Source organism: Mesorhizobium kamtschaticum (assembly GCF_056174585.1).
This window is the reverse complement of sequence record NZ_CM149691.1, coordinates 326,488-344,233: the sequence shown is the minus strand read 5'-3', so window position 1 is coordinate 344,233 and position 17,746 is coordinate 326,488. Positions and strand designations below refer to the sequence as shown.

17 protein-coding genes are annotated in these 17,746 nt (G+C 60.1%); 15 read left to right on the top strand and 2 right to left on the bottom strand.

Annotated features, from left to right (window positions below; genetic code table 11):
- Positions 1 to 32 precede the first annotated feature (32 nt).
- The gene (locus AC0V7N_RS01625; protein WP_475454105.1) at positions 33 to 332 is read right to left on the bottom strand and encodes a PqqD family protein; all 300 of its coding nucleotides are present in this window, start codon (positions 330 to 332) and stop codon (positions 33 to 35) included.
- Between the two features lie 136 nt (positions 333 to 468).
- On the bottom strand, positions 469 to 621 hold the full coding sequence (locus tag AC0V7N_RS01620) for a lasso peptide (RefSeq protein WP_010913078.1): 153 nt from the start codon (positions 619 to 621) through the stop codon (positions 469 to 471).
- 517 nt (positions 622 to 1,138) lie between these two features.
- On the opposite strand from AC0V7N_RS01620, the gene AC0V7N_RS01615 reads away from it, so the two are divergent.
- The 15 genes from AC0V7N_RS01615 (at position 1,139) to AC0V7N_RS01545 (ending at position 17,656) form a co-directional block, all read left to right on the top strand.
- On the top strand, positions 1,139 to 2,263 hold the full coding sequence (locus AC0V7N_RS01615) for a nucleotidyltransferase family protein (protein WP_496627668.1): 1,125 nt from the start codon (positions 1,139 to 1,141) through the stop codon (positions 2,261 to 2,263).
- A 65-nt stretch (positions 2,264 to 2,328) separates the two neighbouring features.
- The gene (locus AC0V7N_RS01610) at positions 2,329 to 3,351 is read left to right on the top strand and encodes a glycosyltransferase (protein WP_496627667.1); all 1,023 of its coding nucleotides are present in this window, start codon (positions 2,329 to 2,331) and stop codon (positions 3,349 to 3,351) included.
- A gap of 288 nt (positions 3,352 to 3,639) precedes the next feature.
- Positions 3,640 to 4,041 carry a hypothetical protein gene (locus tag AC0V7N_RS01605; RefSeq protein WP_475454101.1) on the top strand — a complete coding sequence of 134 codons (402 nt, stop codon included), beginning with the start codon at positions 3,640 to 3,642 and terminating at the stop codon, positions 4,039 to 4,041.
- 159 nt (positions 4,042 to 4,200) lie between these two features.
- A complete protein-coding gene (gene exoK, locus AC0V7N_RS01600) occupies positions 4,201 to 5,082 on the top strand; it encodes an endo-1,3-1,4-beta-glycanase ExoK (protein WP_475454099.1) in 882 nt (293 codons plus the stop codon).
- Between the two features lie 49 nt (positions 5,083 to 5,131).
- Positions 5,132 to 6,463 carry a UDP-glucose dehydrogenase family protein gene (locus tag AC0V7N_RS01595; protein ID WP_475454097.1) on the top strand — a complete coding sequence of 444 codons (1,332 nt, stop codon included), beginning with the start codon at positions 5,132 to 5,134 and terminating at the stop codon, positions 6,461 to 6,463.
- A 37-nt stretch (positions 6,464 to 6,500) separates the two neighbouring features.
- Entirely contained in the window at positions 6,501 to 7,580 is a 1,080-nt protein-coding gene (locus tag AC0V7N_RS01590) for a glycosyltransferase (RefSeq protein WP_475454095.1), read from the top strand.
- 100 nt (positions 7,581 to 7,680) lie between these two features.
- Positions 7,681 to 8,793 carry an acyltransferase family protein gene (locus AC0V7N_RS01585; RefSeq protein ID WP_475454093.1) on the top strand — a complete coding sequence of 371 codons (1,113 nt, stop codon included), beginning with the start codon at positions 7,681 to 7,683 and terminating at the stop codon, positions 8,791 to 8,793.
- Positions 8,794 to 9,137: 344 nt separating this feature from the next.
- Positions 9,138 to 9,857: a hypothetical protein gene (locus AC0V7N_RS01580; protein WP_475454091.1), complete on the top strand. Its 720-nt coding sequence runs from the start codon at positions 9,138 to 9,140 to the stop codon at positions 9,855 to 9,857.
- A 20-nt stretch (positions 9,858 to 9,877) separates the two neighbouring features.
- The gene (locus tag AC0V7N_RS01575) at positions 9,878 to 10,837 is read left to right on the top strand and encodes a glycosyltransferase family 2 protein (RefSeq protein ID WP_475454089.1); all 960 of its coding nucleotides are present in this window, start codon (positions 9,878 to 9,880) and stop codon (positions 10,835 to 10,837) included.
- Between the two features lies 1 nt (position 10,838).
- Positions 10,839 to 12,359 carry an oligosaccharide flippase family protein gene (locus AC0V7N_RS01570; protein ID WP_496627666.1) on the top strand — a complete coding sequence of 507 codons (1,521 nt, stop codon included), beginning with the start codon at positions 10,839 to 10,841 and terminating at the stop codon, positions 12,357 to 12,359.
- Positions 12,360 to 12,590: 231 nt separating this feature from the next.
- Positions 12,591 to 13,763 carry a glycosyltransferase family protein gene (locus AC0V7N_RS01565; RefSeq protein WP_475454085.1) on the top strand — a complete coding sequence of 391 codons (1,173 nt, stop codon included), beginning with the start codon at positions 12,591 to 12,593 and terminating at the stop codon, positions 13,761 to 13,763.
- A gap of 15 nt (positions 13,764 to 13,778) precedes the next feature.
- Positions 13,779 to 14,762 carry a glycosyltransferase family 2 protein gene (locus AC0V7N_RS01560; RefSeq protein ID WP_475454083.1) on the top strand — a complete coding sequence of 328 codons (984 nt, stop codon included), beginning with the start codon at positions 13,779 to 13,781 and terminating at the stop codon, positions 14,760 to 14,762.
- A complete protein-coding gene (locus AC0V7N_RS01555; RefSeq protein WP_475454081.1) occupies positions 14,762 to 15,712 on the top strand; it encodes a glycosyltransferase family 2 protein in 951 nt (316 codons plus the stop codon). Before AC0V7N_RS01560 ends, AC0V7N_RS01555 begins: the two co-directional genes overlap by 1 nt.
- Positions 15,702 to 16,685 carry a glycosyltransferase family 2 protein gene (locus AC0V7N_RS01550; protein ID WP_475454079.1) on the top strand — a complete coding sequence of 328 codons (984 nt, stop codon included), beginning with the start codon at positions 15,702 to 15,704 and terminating at the stop codon, positions 16,683 to 16,685. Before AC0V7N_RS01555 ends, AC0V7N_RS01550 begins: the two co-directional genes overlap by 11 nt.
- Positions 16,686 to 16,759: 74 nt before the next feature.
- Entirely contained in the window at positions 16,760 to 17,656 is an 897-nt protein-coding gene (locus AC0V7N_RS01545) for a UTP--glucose-1-phosphate uridylyltransferase (protein ID WP_115141152.1), read from the top strand.
- The last annotated feature ends 90 nt before the right edge of the window (positions 17,657 to 17,746 follow it).

The window sequence follows — 17,746 nt, the reverse complement described above, 5'->3', positions numbered from 1 at the left end:
GCCGCGAGATCATGGCCTTTTGCGAAACCTGCCTAGACGAGTGCCTCATGCTGCAGCCTCGCTAGTCCGTTTTCGGCCATGCCTCTCAGCAAGGCGTCGACGTCGGCCTTGCAGCGCTCGGCGTCGACATTGTAGCGCTCGAGCACGGCGCCGCGGATATCGGCGATCGACTTCGGCTCCTGGATCAACTCCCAGATGAACGCACCGACGCCATTGAGGCTGTAATAAATATTGGATTTCAGGTTGAGAAGCGCGAGGCCATCACCGAATTCGCAAGCCACGGCGTCGTTCGTGGCATTTACGGTATCGTGCTCGGATGGGTTCCAGATCATCCCAAAACCTCGTTTGCAACACACGGTCTACGCGTCGTCAGTTCAAAAAGGGAAAGTCGGGGATTTTCATCCCCGGCTCCATTCACGGTCTTCAATCCTGGAGGCCCAACGTCACTCCTCCAGAACCAGGCTAGTCTCAGGAGAACGTCAGATCGCCAATCGGGGTGTGCGCCGGAAACGACGCGTCGATTGCCGTGCTGCCGCCACCGCCCTGGGTGATGGTTTCGATCGAACCATGTACCGTCAGGCTGGGCGTTTCGTACTCGTGCTTTTCAACATTCTGTTCCATTTTACTCTCCAATGAGGACTGGAAACGGCCTGTCGAGTGCCGTCAGCACTTTCATGCTGCGATGCAATAGCTGCATGGCAACATTTATGAGTCAAGCCTGATTTACCTCTGGTTAATCAATTACGGGTTGCGGACGTCACCATGTGTGTGCGGAATGCTCAAAATTCCGCCTCTATTGGGCTTAAACCGGATGCAGCCAGGTCGCGCGTCTGGCGATTCTTTAAGCAATTGATTTTGCTTGCATAAAAAGTTCATAGCGCCGGCGCTTTTTAGGCATGGCTAAAAAGATGGATTTTTGTTAGCCAGCCCGTGTCGATGGATGGCTGAAGTGCCTCGATCGGATCGGAATTCCAGCCGTATGTTGCGCCATCTTCAGAAAGCTCGGCAAACGCTCTGGTTGCAAAATTTCGCACTGCGAAAGGAAAGACTTTACGGCGCCGAGGTTTTTGAGGATGCTTTGCTTCGCACTTGCAGCATAAGCGTCGCGCAAAACCGCATTTTGGAGACTATGCGCTCAATGGCCTTGCCGGAAAGTTCCTATGAACGACTGCGCGCCGCCGACTGCGCCGACGAGATCGCCTATGTGCAGGCCTGCCTGCGGTTGTATTTCGCTGGGCCGGCGGCCTCGACCGGCGAGTTGTCGCCGCCGAGCCTTTCCGCCGCCACCGTCGCCGACATCGCCAGGTTGAACAAGGTCGCCAATTTCGTGCTGAAGGCGCTGTCGCTCGCCCCGGTGGGGGAAAGGCCGGCTGAGCTTTTCCAATGGCTCGACACCTATCGCCGGCGGACGGTTTCGATGAACGCCGCTTGCCTCATGGATTCGATGGCGATCCATCAGGCGCTATGCGACAGGCAGATCGATTTCGTCTTTCTCGAAGGTCCGTTCCAGCAGCATCTGCTCTACGACGACCATTTCATGAAGCCTTCGGGCGATGTCGACATCCTGGTTTCCCCGGCCGGGTTTTCGAGAGCGCGCGATGCGCTGCGCTCGATTGGCTATGAGGTTGCTGGCAAGTCGCGCTCGCTCTGGTGGGTTCGTTTCCTTGGTGAACAGCACATGATCCGCGGCAACGGGCCGTCAACGGTCGACCTTCACTATCGCCTGCAGCAGCCCGGCTCGCCCAGTCCGCGCGATGCCGACGGCTTCCTGCGGCGCAAACGGCTGGTCGAGATCACCGGCACCGAAGTGCCGTTCACGTCGGTCGCCGACACGCTGATGCTGTCCTGTATCAGCGTCGCCAAGGCACTGTTCAACCGCGAACCCTGCGCCGGCTATGTCTGTGACATCAGGGCCAGCGCCAACCGTCTCGACGAGGCCGATCAGCAGCGTGTTCTCGATGCGGCGGTGAGCCAGGGGCTGGACGATACGCTGCTGCTTGGCCTGCGCGCCGCTGATGTGCTGCTGGGCGGCACCGGCACGCTTTTGTCGGAGCGGGCCAAGCCGATCCTGTCGCGCATCGGCAATGAGGATCTGCTCAACATGGTCATCGCACCATGGCTGTCGTCCTTGCGGTGGCCGCAGCGGCGAACGGTGTTGTGGGAATTGTGTGGGCGGGCTCCCGTCCGTTACCTGGCCGAGGCCGGCTGGGCAGCGTCGGCGGACATCAGCCGCCGCATCTTCGAGCGGCCGGCCAGTCCGTGATGGCGGTGGCGTCGCAATACGTACAGGGCGAGGGCATATCGGAACCTGTGCAAGAGGCAAAAACCATGTCGATGACGAAATCCGAGGTCTGCGTGATCATCGCGGCCAAAAATGCGGGGCGCACGATCGCGGTCGCCATCGCATCCGCGTTGCGCGAACCTGAGGTGACCGAGGTCGTCGTCGTCGACGACGGCTCCACCGACGATACGGCCGGGATCGCCCGCTCCGCCGACGATGGCAGCGGCCGGCTCAAGGTCATGCGCCTCGACGTCAATCGCGGCCCGTCCTTCGCCCGCAATGCCGCCATCGCCGGCTCAAAAGCGCCGTTCATCAGCATTCTGGATGCCGATGACTTCTTCCTCGAGGGCCGGTTCCGCACCCTGTTTGCCGCCTCCGACTGGGATTTCGCGGCCGACAACATCATGCTCATCAGGGATGACGCGACGAGCGACGCAACGAAAATCGTCGCCCCGGAATTCGCCGCCGATCCGGAATTCCTCGACTTCGAGCGTTTCGTCGAAGGCAACATCTCCAGGCGCCGCGTACAGAGAGGCGAGCTTGGCTTCCTCAAGCCCGTGATCAGCCGCGCCTTCCTCGATCGGCACCGATTGCGCTACGACGAGAGCCTGCGCCTGGGCGAGGACTACGAGCTCTACGCCCGCGCGGTCGCCCACGGGGCGCGGTTCAAGGTCATCCGCTCCTGCGGTTATGGGGCCATCGTGCGCGCTGATTCGCTCAGCGGCCGCCACAAGACGCAGGACCTGAAGCGGCTCGCCGATGCGGATCTGGCGCTGCTGGCGATCGACAGCCTGCCGGAAGGCTCCAAGGCCGTGCTGCGGCGGCACGAGCGGCATGTGCGCGACAAATACCGGCTGCGCAATTTCCTCGACGTGAAGGCCGAGCGTGGGCTGGCTTCGGCCGCGGCCTATGCCTTCGCAAGTCAATCCAACCTTGTCCCCATCGTCCAGGGCGTGGCTTCCGACAAACTCGAGGCGCTGTTTCGTCGCGTTGGCCTTGTCTCCGGGCAAAAGCATGTGCCGCCGCTGCGTTTCCTGATGGCCGGGACCAGTGCGGGCAAGGAGCGGTAAGGCGCGGGAAATGCGCCGTTTTGCCCGCCAACGGCACGCTCACCACGCAAAGCATTTCCACCGGATTTATGAGTTTACGAATTGGGTGGTTGCCTCCCGGCTCCGGGGATGGCAGTCTATGTTGCGGTGCAGCAAATTGAACGACCAACCGAACTGGCCCCCGATCGGATTGGTCCGAAGTCTCTCCCATCTGAGGAGTTGGACGATGCGGTACGCTTTTTCAACCCCGCTTGCGGGGATAGGCCAGTAATCCGGCACGCAAGCCGGCGATGACAGGAATTTAAGCCCATGGCCTCGATATTCGGCTTCAGATCAAGGGATCCGGCCCGCGACCGGCAGGCCGACATTGCGCGCCTCGACCGCCTGGCGAAACTGTTCGAGCAGATCGCCGCTGAGATCGAGGCCGAGAAAACCGGCCTGGAGAGCCGCTACCGCAAGACGGCGACCAACGCGGCCTTCCTCGTCGAAGCCATGGAAAACGGATCCACCACCGATCGCCGGTCATCCGAAGTCAGCGCGCTGACGGAGTCGATCCTGAATTGCGAACGCCGCATCGCCGCGCTGGCGCGCCAGAACGGCATGATGAGGGAGCTCCGCCATTCTCTGGATACGGTCTTCGATGAGAATGGGACTTCCGATTCGGCCGCAGCGGTCGATTTCGCCAGGCCCGCGGGCACAGGCCGGGTTTGAACGGGCCGGGTTTGAACGGGAAGGTGCCGGACAGCTGCAAGGATGCAAGACGGGAAAGGACTTGGGGAGGGTCGAAGAGGAGGTCAAGGTTGGCCCGTTTGGAAGCGGTTCAAACGTCGACTTTGGGTTGGGGACGCACAGCACAAAGGTGAGTTTGGTATGAATTCGAATCCGAAAACCACGTCCACGACAGCAATTGACGCATCGCCCTTCGCGCATGGGACCCGGCAAACCGGCCAGCAGCGGTTGGGCTTGATCGGTGCGCTGCTGCTGGCCGCTCTTGGCAGCCTCTCGGCAGTCCCCGCGCACGCGCAGGATATCCAGTCCGCTCCCTCGTTCGTTGATGATTTCAAGAGCTTCGATCGGTCGCGCTGGTATGTCTCCGACGGCTGGAACAACGGCAGCCATCAAAATTGCACCTGGTCGAAGGGACTGGTCGCGCTTTCCGATGGGGTGCTGTCGCTTGGCTTCGAAAAGCAGAAGCTGAAGGATCGCGAGTTCGCTTGCGGCGAGATCCAGACCAAGCAGCGCTTCGGCTACGGCACCTACGAGGCGCGGCTGAAGACCGACACCGGTTCCGGCCTCAACGCAGCGTTCTTTTCCTATATCGGCCCATCCGACAAGCAGCCCTGGGATGAGATCGACTTCGAGATCCTGACCAAGGACACCTCCAAGGTACAGGTCAACGTCTATATCGACGGCAAGGGCAAGAACGAGAAGCTCGTCGAGGTGCCGAGCGGCACCGACAAGGCCTTCAACGATTACGCCTTCGTCTGGGAGAAGGACAGCTTGCGCTGGTACGTCAACGGCCAGCTGGTGAACACCATCACCGACCCGGCCAAGCTGCCCAGCCATGCGCAGAAGATCTTCTTCAGCCTTTGGGGCAGCGACACCATGAAGGGCTGGATGGGCGCGTTCGCCGATCCGGGCCGCAAGCTTTCGCTGCAGATCGAGCGCGTTGCCTTCACCGCGCTCGGCGAGCCATGCCAGTTTCCCGAATCGCTCGTATGCAGCGTAAAAGAGTTGGGAAAGACCAATTGAACCGGCCGGACCGAAAACGGTTGGCGGCCATGGATGGGAATGAAACCGAATGAACTTGACGGTGTTTGGAATCGGTTATGTCGGCCTCGTGCAGGCGGCGGTGCTTGCTGAGGTTGGCCACCAGGTTGTTTGCGTCGACATCGACGCCAACAAGGTGGAGCGGCTCAACCAGGGCTTGGTCCCGATCTTCGAACCAGGCCTCGAAAGCATCGTCAGGGAGAACCACGCCGCCGGCCGCATCAAATTCACCACCGATGCCGCCGCCGCCGTCCGGCATGGTGAAATCCAGATGATCGCGGTCGGCACGCCGCCCGGCGAGGACGGTTCGGCCGACCTGAAATATGTGCTGGCGGTCGCCGAGACCATCGGCCGCGAGATGGATAGTGCCAAGATCGTCGTCGGCAAGTCGACCGTGCCGGTCGGCACCTGTGAAAAGGTGAAAGCCAGGATCGCCGAGACGCTGAAGAAAAGAGGGCGCGAGGATTTGAGCTTCGACGTTGCCTCCAATCCCGAATTCCTCAAGGAAGGCTCGGCCGTCGCCGACTGCATGAAGCCGGACCGCATCATCGTCGGCACCGACAGCGAAGAGACCGAGGCGGTGATGCGCGAGCTCTACGCGCCCTTCAACCGCAACCACGAAAAGATGATCGTGATGGACGTGCGCAGCGCCGAATTCACGAAATACGCCGCCAACTGCATGCTGGCGACCAAGATCAGCTTCATGAACGAGATGGCCAATTTGGCCGAGCAGCTTGGCGCCGACATCGAGGAGGTGCGCAAGGGTATCGGCAGCGACCCGCGCATCGGCTACCACTTCATCTATCCGGGCCTCGGCTATGGCGGCTCGTGCTTTCCCAAGGACGTCCGCGCCCTGATCAAGACCGCCGAGGGCGTCAAATTCGACGCCAAGCTGCTGCGGGCCGTCGAGGAGCGCAACAACGACCAGAAATCCGTGCTGTTCGACAAGGTGAACCGCTATTTCAAGGGCAGTCTCAAGGGCAAGACCTTTGCGCTGTGGGGCCTGGCCTTCAAGCCCAACACCGACGACATGCGCGAGGCTCCGGCGCGTGTCCTGATGGAGGCGCTCTGGAACGCCGGCGCGACCGTGCAGGCCTATGACCCCGAGGCGATGCAGGAATGCCAGGCCATCTATGGCCTGCGCGACGACCTGCTGTTGTGCGGCACCAAGGAAGCGGCACTGCGCGGCGCCGATGCGCTGCTCATCGCCACCGAATGGAAGAGTTTTCGCGCGCCGTCCTTCGATGCGCTGAAGGATGCGCTGACCACGCCGGTCATCTTCGACGGCCGCAACCTCTACGACCCCAAGGTCGTGGCGCGCCACGGCATCGAATATCACTCGATCGGCAGAATGGCGGCGTGAATCGAGGCGTCATCTGGCGTAAAAAGGAGCCGGTTCCATGAAAGTCCTCTTTGCCAGCGGCAACGGCTATCCACCCGAGTTCGGCGGTGGCGTCCAGTCCAGCACGCATCATCTGGCTCAGCAGTTGATTGAACACGGCCATGAAGCATCGGTGCTCGCCGCTCTGTTTGGCGACGGAATGTTCGGCCTCAAGGCGCGCGCCAAGATGAAGCTCTTGCGGCAACCCGCGGTCGTTGACAGCTTTCCCGGTTACCCGGTGATAAGGACATGGTTTCCCTGGGAAGCAGCAGGCTTTGCCGTCCAGAAACTGAAGCCTGACGTGACGGTGGTGCAGTGCCACAAATCGGTTCCGCTCGGCAAAGCGTTGCAGGCCGAGGGCGTACCGCTGGTCGTCTATCTCAGGAATGTCGAGTTCCACGAGCTGGGCGGCGACCTGCGCGAATTGGGTTCTGCCCTCTACATCGCCAATTCGGAATTCACCGCACGCACCTACGCCAGAGAGTTCGGCATCGAGGCGACGGTGATCCCGCCGACCATCAACCCGACGCAGTACGCCACGCCGACCACGGGCCAGTTCGTCACCCTGATCAACCCCTATGAGGAAAAGGGCTTCGAGCTGGCGGTGCGCCTTGCTGGCGCCTGCCCCGAAATCCCGTTCCTGTTCGTCGAAAGCTGGAAGCTGGAGGATGACCATCGCGCGCGCATCGAAGAGACGATCGCACCGCTTGGCAATGTCACGCTGGAGAGCCGCACCAACGACATGAAGACGATCTATGGCCGCACCAGGATCCTGCTTGCGCCCTCGAAATGGGAGGAGGCCTGGGGCCGCGTCGCGTCAGAGGCCCATTGCAGCGGCATTCCGGTTGTCGGCTCGCGGCGCGGCGGCCTGCCCGAAGCAATCGGCCCCGGCGGCACGGTGCTCGACTATGATGCTCCACTCATCGATTGGGTCGCGGCCATCAGGCAGCTGTGGAACGACAACAAGGAATACGAGCGGGTTTCCAGCCTCGCGCGCGGTTTCGCGGCGCGCCTGGAGCTCGATCCCGACCGCCAGTTCGTCACCTTTTTCTCGATATTGGACAGGGCGGTGCAGCAGCGCGAGCGGCAGGCCGCTTAGACATGCGCTCGTCGGCCCGTTTGCTCAATTATCGAGCGTTCCCATCGACTGTAGCATTTGGCGCCTCATCCGATGTTGATATGGCGTGCGAAGGATGAGAATGGCAGAAAAACATAAGTTTGTAATGTTGGATGGTCTCAGAGGCGTCGCTGCGATCGCTGTCGTTCTGTTCCACCGGCGTTGGTGGTTTGCAGAAGATGGTGACTTTCTGCAACACGCACCCTTGGCGGTGGATTTCTTCTTTCTCTTGAGCGGGTTTGTGATCGCTTACGCCTATGAGCCCAAGCTCAACGCTGGAATGAGTTTCCGCCGGTTTTTGATAAAGCGCTTAATAAGGTTGTATCCGCTTATAGTCCTTGGAGCGTTCCTCGGAGGGGCGTTCATTTTGTTGAAGGAAATAAGAACTGAAGGAAGAATTGCGGACGCGATAGAGGTTACTATTTTCGGAATTGCAGCAATTCCGATGCCGTTTCCAAACTCCATTGCCAGTCAACCTTTTTTCGCTGATCAACCTTTGTGGTCAATATTCTTCGAGATTTTGGTAAATATGGGATTGGCTGCATTTCTGTACAGATTTAATACTTCTTCATTAAAGTGGATTGTTGTAGTCAGTTTCTGTGTGTACTTGACTGCAGTGGCTATCAAAGGGGATGTTGGACTCATAGGAAATCAATACGGCCCCTATGGACTGATGCTTTTGGCAGGGTTGCCCCGTACCATGTGTTCGTTTTTTCTCGGCGTTGTCATATTTCGTTCCTTAGAACGCGATTGGGTAAGCCGCATCAGGGCACCCGCGTGGATTCTTCCCCTAATCCTGATGGCCGTTTTTGCCGTGCCGGACTTGGGAAGTATCGGAAATCCTGTGATGGCAGCTCTATCTGTTCTGTTTGTTTTCCCGCTGACGGTGATTGCGGGAGCCAACTCGCACATGGATGGATTCGCAGCGAAAATCGCCGCAATTTCGGGCGCAGTCTCTTTTCCTTTGTATGTGCTGCATGAGCCGATATATGCTTGGTCGGAACCAATCATGTATAGGCTTGGTCTATTCAATCAAACCGTGCCGCTTGGATGGGCTTGCGCGATTGTATTTGGAATCGTGGGTTCTTCTCTGTTGGTCTATAAAATATACGACGTTCCTATACGCCGTTTTATCACGCGTACTTTCGATACGGCGTCAAGATCTGTTCCTGCCTTACAATCGGAGTCTTTGTGATTTTCGGTAGGTACGGTGATTGTAAACAAGATTATTCGTAGTGGGCATTGTGCGATGCACAAAAATAATGTTGCGCCTGCGAATGAATCCCTTTAGGTTTTTGAAATGCTCTTGGATCGGACTTGGATGTGATGGCTGGGCGCCAGGCGGAACGCAGCGCGGAAGGCCTTCTTGAACGAGGAACCAGGCGTCTGCGCCATGCTGCCGGCTGGCGACTTGCGAAACTGGGGCAACTGGGGTCGGAGTTTTTTTCGCGCGCTATTGCACGCTCTGCGCTCTTCCTCAGGTGGAAACTGTCACGGCCAGGCCGAACGCACAGGCTGCCGGGAGAATTGATAGTTTCCTTGACCTCCTATCCTGCAAGATACGCGACGCTGGCATTGACGCTGAAATGTCTGCTCGCTCAGTCGATAAGAGCGGACAAAACGATTCTTTGGATCGCTCATGAGGACATGGCCTCACTGCCGAAATCGATCACAGACCTTCAAGCGCACGGGCTGGAAATACGTCCCTGCAAGAACATCAGATCATACAAGAAGATAATCCCGGCGCTGGCGGCCTTTCCCAAGGCTTTCATCGCGACAGCTGACGATGACGTCTACTATTCCAGCCATTGGCTGGAAAAGATGGTTTCGCTTGCCGGCAACAACACAATCGTCTGCCACCGGGCGCATATGGTGAGCTTCGACGAATCCGGAAATCTGGAACCGTACGACGAATGGCATTTTGACGAGACGGCGGCCTCTCCGATCCTGTTTCCGACCGGGGTGGGCGGTGTACTTTACGCTCCAGGTTCACTCGCGCAGGAGGTGCTGGACGAAGCTGAATTTACAAGGCTTTGTCCCAGCGCCGACGACGTCTGGCTGTTCTGGATGGGCCGTCGCGCCGGCAGCTCATATATCACGGCCGGCACAAACTGGTCTCCCGTCCCGTGGAAGGGAACGCAGACTTCGGCCCTTTATCTTACAAATGTGGGACAAAGTGCGAATGACGAGCAGATCAAGGGCATGATCAGGACATACGGTAATCCGTTTGATCACCCTGTTCGCAACAAAGCGGCCTGACAATCCGAAGCGAGAACGAGATGGAAAACAAAGCGGCCCCCTCCGTCGAGAGCAACGGAGTTTCAGTATTGATCGCGGCTTTCAACGCGTCTCCCTTTCTGGAGCGCGCCGTGAGTTCGGCAATGACCCAGGGAAGCTCGGTGCTCGAGATCATCATTATTGATGACTGTTCGACGGATGCGACGCTCGACATTGCCAAGACGATCGCGCGGCAAGATGAACGCGTGAAGGTTGTTCACCTGTCGAAGAATGTCGGGCCTTCCGGCGCTCGAAACGCCGGCCTGGATGTCGCCAGGGGCGATTGGGTGGCAATCCTGGATGCCGATGACGCCTATGTCCCAGGGCGCCTGCAGCGCTTGATCGAGGCAGGCGTTTCCCAAGACGCGGACATGGTCGCGGACAATTTCACGTTCTATGATCCAGCCAGCGAAACGTCAGGTCCTCCAGCGGTCGCGTTGGCAGGCGCAATCACAACGGTCACCACCGAGACGTTCCTGGCACACGCACGTCCATTCGGGCCGGACATCGACTGGGGCCTGCTCAAGCCGGCCTTCAGAAGACAGTTCCTGATCGACAAATCGCTGCGCTATCCGTCCGATTCACGACATGGCGAGGATTTCCTCCTTGTCATGGGAGCACTGCTCGCGGGCGCCAAATATGTCGTAGCCAACTTCCCAGGCTATCTTTACACCCATCGCGGCTCAGGCTGGAGCAGGACGCAGATAAATTATGGGGGCCAGGTAGAGCAGTCCGGCACACTGCTACGCGACCCGCGGATCGCAAACGATCGGACGTTGGTGAATTTGCTGAACGCCAGGATAAGCGCGATCAAGCGTCTTTCCGCCGAAAGAAAGACCCAGTCGCTCATAAAGGATATGCGGCCGCTGAGGCTCATGGGAGCGGCAATGGCGGATTGGCGGGTCGCCCTATCTGTGCTCAGAAAATTCAAGAACAAGGCTGCGAACGTTCGCATTGGTTAGGATGCTGGTGAGAAAGACGTTTCCTCTGCTGGAAAACAAGGTGTCCCGAGCTGATCTTAAGGTCGCCTCGGTCAATGGTGCCGCTGTCAACTTTGGTTCGCAGGCGCTCAAGCTTGTGCTGCAATTCTGCTACCAGATCGTCATTGCTCGCCTTCTGATTCCTGAAGACTTTGGCATTGTCGCCATGGCCGCGCCGTTGTTCGCGTTCGCGGCGCTTTTTACCGACTTCGGCTTGACGCAAGCGACGGTTCAGAGAGAAGAAATCACGCAGGAGCAGGTGAGCTTCATTTTTTGGGTCAATATTGGGCTTAGCACGGCGATCTGCCTGGCGGTCGCCGCACTGTCTCCACTTGCTGGTGTGTTCTTCAACGAGCCCCGTGTTGTCCCCATCGTTGTTGCGCTCAGCGCGATATTCATTTTGAGCGGACTATGCGCGCAACACATGGCCTTGCTGAACCGGCATCTTCTCTTTTTCAAGATCGCGGTCATTGAGATTTCGAGTTTTCTGTTCGGATCAGCCGTTGGTCTCATCCTCGCGTGGAAAGGATTCGGCTACTGGTCGCTCGTCTACAACCAGATAGCAATCTCCCTCAGCACGCTCCTGATGGCTTGGGCCATGGTCAGGTGGGCTCCCAGCAAGCCCGTGCTACAGGGCGACGGCTTCAAGATTCTGAATTTCGGCGCCAATATCACGTCGTTCAATGTCCTGAATTTTTTCGCGAGGAACTTCGACAATATATTGATCGGCCGTTATCTGGGTGAGGCGCCGCTCGGTATATATGACAGGGCGTATAAGTTACTTCTGTTGCCTCTGAGCCAGATAACCGGCCCTATATCCAAGGTAGCTCTCCCCTCTCTGGCGCGAACGATTGGAGAACCTGAGGTCTATCGGCGATTCTATTTCAGGATGCTGGAGCTGATAATCATTGGCACCTATCCGGCCGTTATATTCGCGATGATAAACAGTGAATTGTTGATCTCGACGCTGTTAGGGGCGAAATGGCTGGAGGTCTCTCACGTATTCACCATTCTGGCGTTCGGGGCGATTTTTGCCCCCATCAGTAGCAGCACGGGTTGGCTGTTTATAAGTCAGGACAGAACAAGGGAGATGAGGAACTGGGGAGCGCTGAGTTCCGCGTTGTTCGTCGCCGCCTTTGTTTGTGGATTGCCGTGGGGAATTGCGGGGGTTGCCGCGTTCTACATAGGCGTAGGTACGGTTCAAGGACCCGTTCTCTGGTGGGGCGCAACAAGGAGGGGACCGCTTTCATTCAAGCAGCTGTTGGCGACCCTAGGACCCTATTTTGTCGCGGCAGCGGTAACCGCCCTCATGGAATGGGTTCTGAGAACGTGGTTGCCTGACAATTTTTATGGGCTTCTTCTCTCCGGCATCGCGTCCTACGCGGCATTCCTGGGTGTTGTCTTGGCCTTTGGCTCCAGCCGCAAGGGAATACTCGAACTGGCTTTCGAGGCATTCGTTTTGTCCAGGCGCTTCTACGGCAAGGTTGTCGCTCGTACCGCATAGCCAACGATCCGCACGCTCACCGTTGCCGGGGAGGCGGGGGGCCGGCAATGGACACGCTAAGACCGTCATCTGTTGACTTCTTTGGGTGTGTGATCCGGAACCCTGCTAGCGCTCACGCATTCATTTTGCAGTGCAGCAGAAAATGCACCCTCACGGCGCCAAAAATGTTGCGATGCAGCAAGAGCTGTACTAGCATCCCTTTGGGTGGGGTCAAACAGCGGTCGAGTTTTCATGCTGCATGTCTTGTACCTGGTGCACGATGTTTCCGATCCGGCGGTTCGCCGGCGGATCACAATGCTCAGGACGGGCGGCGCCCGGGTTACCCTGGCGGGCTTCCGCCGCACCGAAACCCCGATTGCCGACATAGAAGGATTGCGCCCGATCGACCTTGGCGCGACGCGCGACGGCCGATTCGCCCAGCGCCTGGCGGCCGTGGCGAAAGCTGCGATTTCAATCGGTTCAAAGCTCGCGGGAACGCCGCGGCCCGATCTCATCATCGCGCGCAATCTGGAAATGCTGGCTCTGGCCCGGCGCGCCAAATCGGCCTTCGGCGCCACGGTGCCGATCGTCTATGAATGCCTCGACATCCACCGCCTGGTGCTCCGCGACGATGTCCTCGGCAAGGCGCTGCGCGCCACCGAGCGCCATCTGGCGCGCGACGTGAAGCTGCTGGTGACCAGTTCGCCCGCCTTCATCGCCAATTATTTCAAGCCCTTCCGCCAGGTCGTCGCACCCGTCGAACTGGTCGAAAACAAATATTTCGAGGCAGCAGCGATCTTGCCCGCCGAACGTGAGGCCGTGGCAGGGCTCGCCGCTCCGCCATGGCGGATCGGCTGGTTCGGGGCGCTGCGCTGCCGCCGCTCGCTCGAACTGCTGGCCGATTTCACGCGCCGCATGGATGGACGTTTCGAAGTCGTGCTGCGCGGCCGTCCGGCGCTCTCCGAATTCCCGGATTTCCATGCCTTCGTCGATGCCGAGCCTTATCTGTCGTTTCGCGGGCCCTACCGCAATCCGGAGGACATGGCGGCGATCTACCAGGACGTCCATTTTTCCTGGGCGATCGATTTCTTCGAAGAGGGGCAGAATTCGGAATGGTTGCTGCCCAACCGCCTCTATGAAGGCTGCCGCTTCGGGGCGGTGCCGATCTCGATGGGTCATACCGAAACCGGCCGGTTCCTCAGCCAGCAGGACATCGGCGTCCTGTTGCCGCAGGCTTCATCGGACGCGCTCGAAACCGCACTCGGCAAGATGGAGGAGCACCGCTTCGGCAGGCTGAAGGCGCGCGTGCTTGCCCACAATCCGAGGACGTGGAGCTACGACCGCAGCGATTGCAGGGCGCTGGTCGAAAAACTGCGCCGCCTGACCACCGTGCGCGAACCCCTCGCGACCGAGGCCCTGGCATAGGATGAACATCGCCCGATGACGCAAGCGCTTCCCTCCAGCCTGATCGTGATCCCTTGCCTGAACGAGGCAGCCCATATCGGCGCGCTGCTCGATCAATTGCGGCCCGCTGCTGAAAGGCTTGGCGCCCGGATCATCGTCGCCGATGGCGGCAGCACCGACGGCACGCTGGCCATTGTCGACCAGATCGCCGCCAAGGATGCGCGTGTCATCCTGCTGCACAACAAGCGGCGCATCCAGAGCGCGGCGATCAATCTCGCCGTCGGCACGTTTGGCGAAGGCGCGGACTATCTGATTCGTATCGACGCGCATGGCGGCTATCCCGACGATTATTGCGATCGGCTGATCGAGGAAGCACTGGCCACATCAGCGGATTCGGTCGTGGTTTCGATGCTGACCAGCGGCAGCGGCGCCGTGCAGAAATCGGTTGCGGCGGCGCAGAATTCGAAACTCGGCACCGGCGGCTCCAAGCATCGTCACCTCTCCGCCGGAGAATGGGTCGACCATGGCCATCACGCGCTGATGCGGATATCGGCCTTCGGCGCAGTCGGCGGCTATGACGAGACCTTCAGCCACAATGAGGATGCCGAACTCGACTACCGGTTGCGGCAGGCCGGCTACAAGATCTGGATGAGCGGCAAGACGCAGATGGTCTACTATCCGCGAGCCTCACTCAAAGGTCTCTATTTCCAGTATCTCGGCTATGGCCGCGGCCGCGCCAAGAATGTGCTGAAACACCGCGTCATCCCGAAGGTCCGGCAGATGGTGCCGCTCGCGGTCTTCCCGGTGGTTCTTCTTGCGGCCTTCTCCTTCGTGCACTGGATCGCGGCGGTGCCGCTGCTGATCTGGGCTGCGGTATGCCTGGGCTACGGCCTGGTGACGGCCATCCGCCAGCGCAATGCCGGCGTAGCACTGGCCGGCGTCTCGGCCATGGTCATGCATTTCGGCTGGTCCGTCGGCTTCTGGCTGCAGCTTCTCGGCGCGCGACGCGGGGTGGCGTGATGGCGGTTCAGCCCAAGAACCGCAGCATCGACATCGGCGTCTGCACGTTCCGGCGGCCGGAACTGGCCGACACGCTGTGCTCGCTCGCCGCCATGGAGATGCCTGAAGGCTTCGATATCAGCGTCATTGTCGCCGACAATGACGACACGCCAAGCGCGCAGGCCCTGGTGACGGCGCTGTCGCAGGATTTGAAATTGCCGGTCCGCTACCGGCATGCACCCGCGCGCAACATCTCGGTCGCCCGCAACGCTTGCCTTGACGCCAGCGAGGCGGATTTCCTCGCCTTCATCGATGACGACGAGACGGCCTCCACCCGTTGGCTCGCCGAGCTGGTCGCGACAGCTGAGGAAAGCGGTGCAACAGCCGTGCTCGGCCCGGTGCGAGCGCTTTACCGCCCGGATGCGCCCGACTGGATGCGCCGCGGCGATTTTCACTCTACCTTGCCGGTCTGGGTGCGCGGCGAGATCCGCACCGGCTACACCTGCAACGTCCTGCTGCGCATGGGATCGGACACCCTGCGCGGCCGCCGCTTCAGCCTGGCGCGCGGCCAGACCGGTGGCGAAGACACCGAGCTCTTCGACCAGATGGTCAAGGCCGGCGGCCGCATCGCGTTTTCTCAAGACGCCTGGGTGGACGAGGTGGTGCCGCGCTCAAGGGCTGCATTCGACTGGCTCGGCCGCCGCCGTTTTCGCGTCGGTCAGACGCATGGTCATCTTCTGGGCAGCAGCGCGCGTGGCATTGGGCTGGTCAAGCATGTCGGTGTCGCCGCGGCAAAGGCTGCCTTTTGTTTCGTCGCGGCACTTCCCGTCGTCGCCAGCCCGGTGCGCAGGAACCGCAGCGTGCTGCGCGGCATCATGCATATCGGCGTCGTCAGCGGCCTTGTCGGCATCCGCGAGATCCGCCTCTACGGCCAATCCTCACCTGGGGAAGGAGGCAAGCGTGCAGCCTGACGTTTCCCCAACCCCCGATGTTTCAGTCCCCGATGTTTCCTTCGTCATCGCCGCCTACAATGCCGAGGCGACGCTCGACCGGGCGATTGCCAGCGCCATCGCGCAGAAGGGTGTCAGCGTCGAGATCATCGTCGTCGATGACCAGTCGCGCGATGCCACGCTCGATGTGGCGCGGGCCTATCCCGGGGACATTGTGCGCGTCGTCGCCCTGGCCAAGAATCGTGGTCCCGGCGGCGCCAGGAATGCCGGGCTCGACGTCGCCCGCGGCAGGTGGATAGCGGTTCTCGATTCCGACGATGCCGTCTTTCCCGGCCGCATCGCCGCCATGATCGGCCGCGCCGAAAAAGCGGATGCCCAGATCGCCGTCGACAATCTCCAGGTCGTCCGCGAGGACGGGGTGGTCGAAGATGCGATGTTCCCGAGGCAGTATCTCGAAGGCTTGCGCGAGATAACGCTCGCCACCTACATCGCCGGCAACATCGTCTTCGAATCGAAATTCAACCTCGGCTATCTCAAGCCGATCTTCCAGCGCCGGTTCCTGGACGAGAACCGGCTTCGCTATGACGAGAAACTGAGGATCGGCGAGGACTACATCCTGTTTGCCGAGGCTCTGGCCAAGGGCGGCAGATGCGTGGTCGAGCCGGAGATCGGCTATGCCTATCATATCCGCAGCGGCTCCATTTCGCGTGTGCTCGAGCTTCACCATGTCGAAGCCATGCGCAAGGCGGATACCGTATTCGCTCAAACCCATCGGATGGACGAGGCAGCCCAGGCGGCCTTTGCCCGGCGCGGCCGCAGCTTGCGCAAGGCGGCCTCCTTCCTGGCGATGGTTCAGCACATCAAGGCGCGGTCCCCGCTCAAGGCGATCCGGACGGCGCTCAGCGACCCGGCGGCGGTCAGGCATATGGGCATGCCGATCGCCGTGCGGTTGCGACGAGTAGCGGCACAGTTTGCCGTGGGGGTGGGGAGGTGAAGATGCAGGCACATGGAGGGATTTTTCGTGGCCTGTGAAGGAACTGCAGTCGATCTCCTCAGAAGGAATTTGCGATGAAGAAAATCAGGAAGGCCGTGATACCGGTGGCGGGGCTTGGAACACGGTTCCTGCCGGCGACCAAGTCGATGCCGAAGGAAATGCTTCCCGTCGTCGACAGGCCTGTCGTGCAATATGCGGTGGACGAGGCCTTCGAAGCCGGCATCGAGCACATCGTGTTCGTGACCGGCCGCAACAAGGCGGTCATCGAGGACTATTTCGACCTGCATCCGGAACTGATCGGAACCCTGGAGCAGACCGGCAAGAAGACCCAGCTGGAGGCGCTCGAAAGCATGCTGCCGGTGGCCGGCGCCACCTCGTTTATCCGCCAGCAGTCGCCGCAGGGCCTCGGCCACGCCGTCTGGTGCGCCCGCGAGGTCATCGGCAACGAGCCCTTCGCTCTGCTTTTGCCTGACATGGTGTCCTTCGGCGGGCGCGGATGTCTCGCCGAAACCGTCGACCTCTATGAGCGCACCGGCGGCAACGTCATCGCCGTGGAGCGTTGCGATCCGAGCGAAACCAATAAATACGGCATTGTCGGCCGCGGCGCCGATATCGGCGGCGGTTTCGAGGTCTCGGCCATGGTCGAAAAGCCGGCCCCGGCCAACGCGCCGTCGAACTTCTACATCAACGGCCGCTACATTCTGCAGCCCGAGATCTTCGCGCTGCTGGGCAATCAGCAGCGTGGCGCCGGCAACGAGATCCAGCTGACCGACGCCATGGTCCGCCTGTCGAAGGACCAGCCGTTCTTTGCCCAGCCTTTCCTCGGCCGCATGTTCGACTGCGGCTCCAAGGAAGGCTTCATCCAGGCCAACATCGCCTTTGCGCTGGCGCGCAACGACATGAAGGGCCCGGTTTTCGAGATGCTTCAGGAGTTCGTCCGGTCGCATGAACGTCAGGAAGAAGCCGCATAATGCCCATCTTTCGGGAGTATTGCCGGATGGCTGGCGGCGCGGGGCCGACAGGCCCCCGCCGTCTGGCATGAAGCTTGCGTTGCCTTTGGC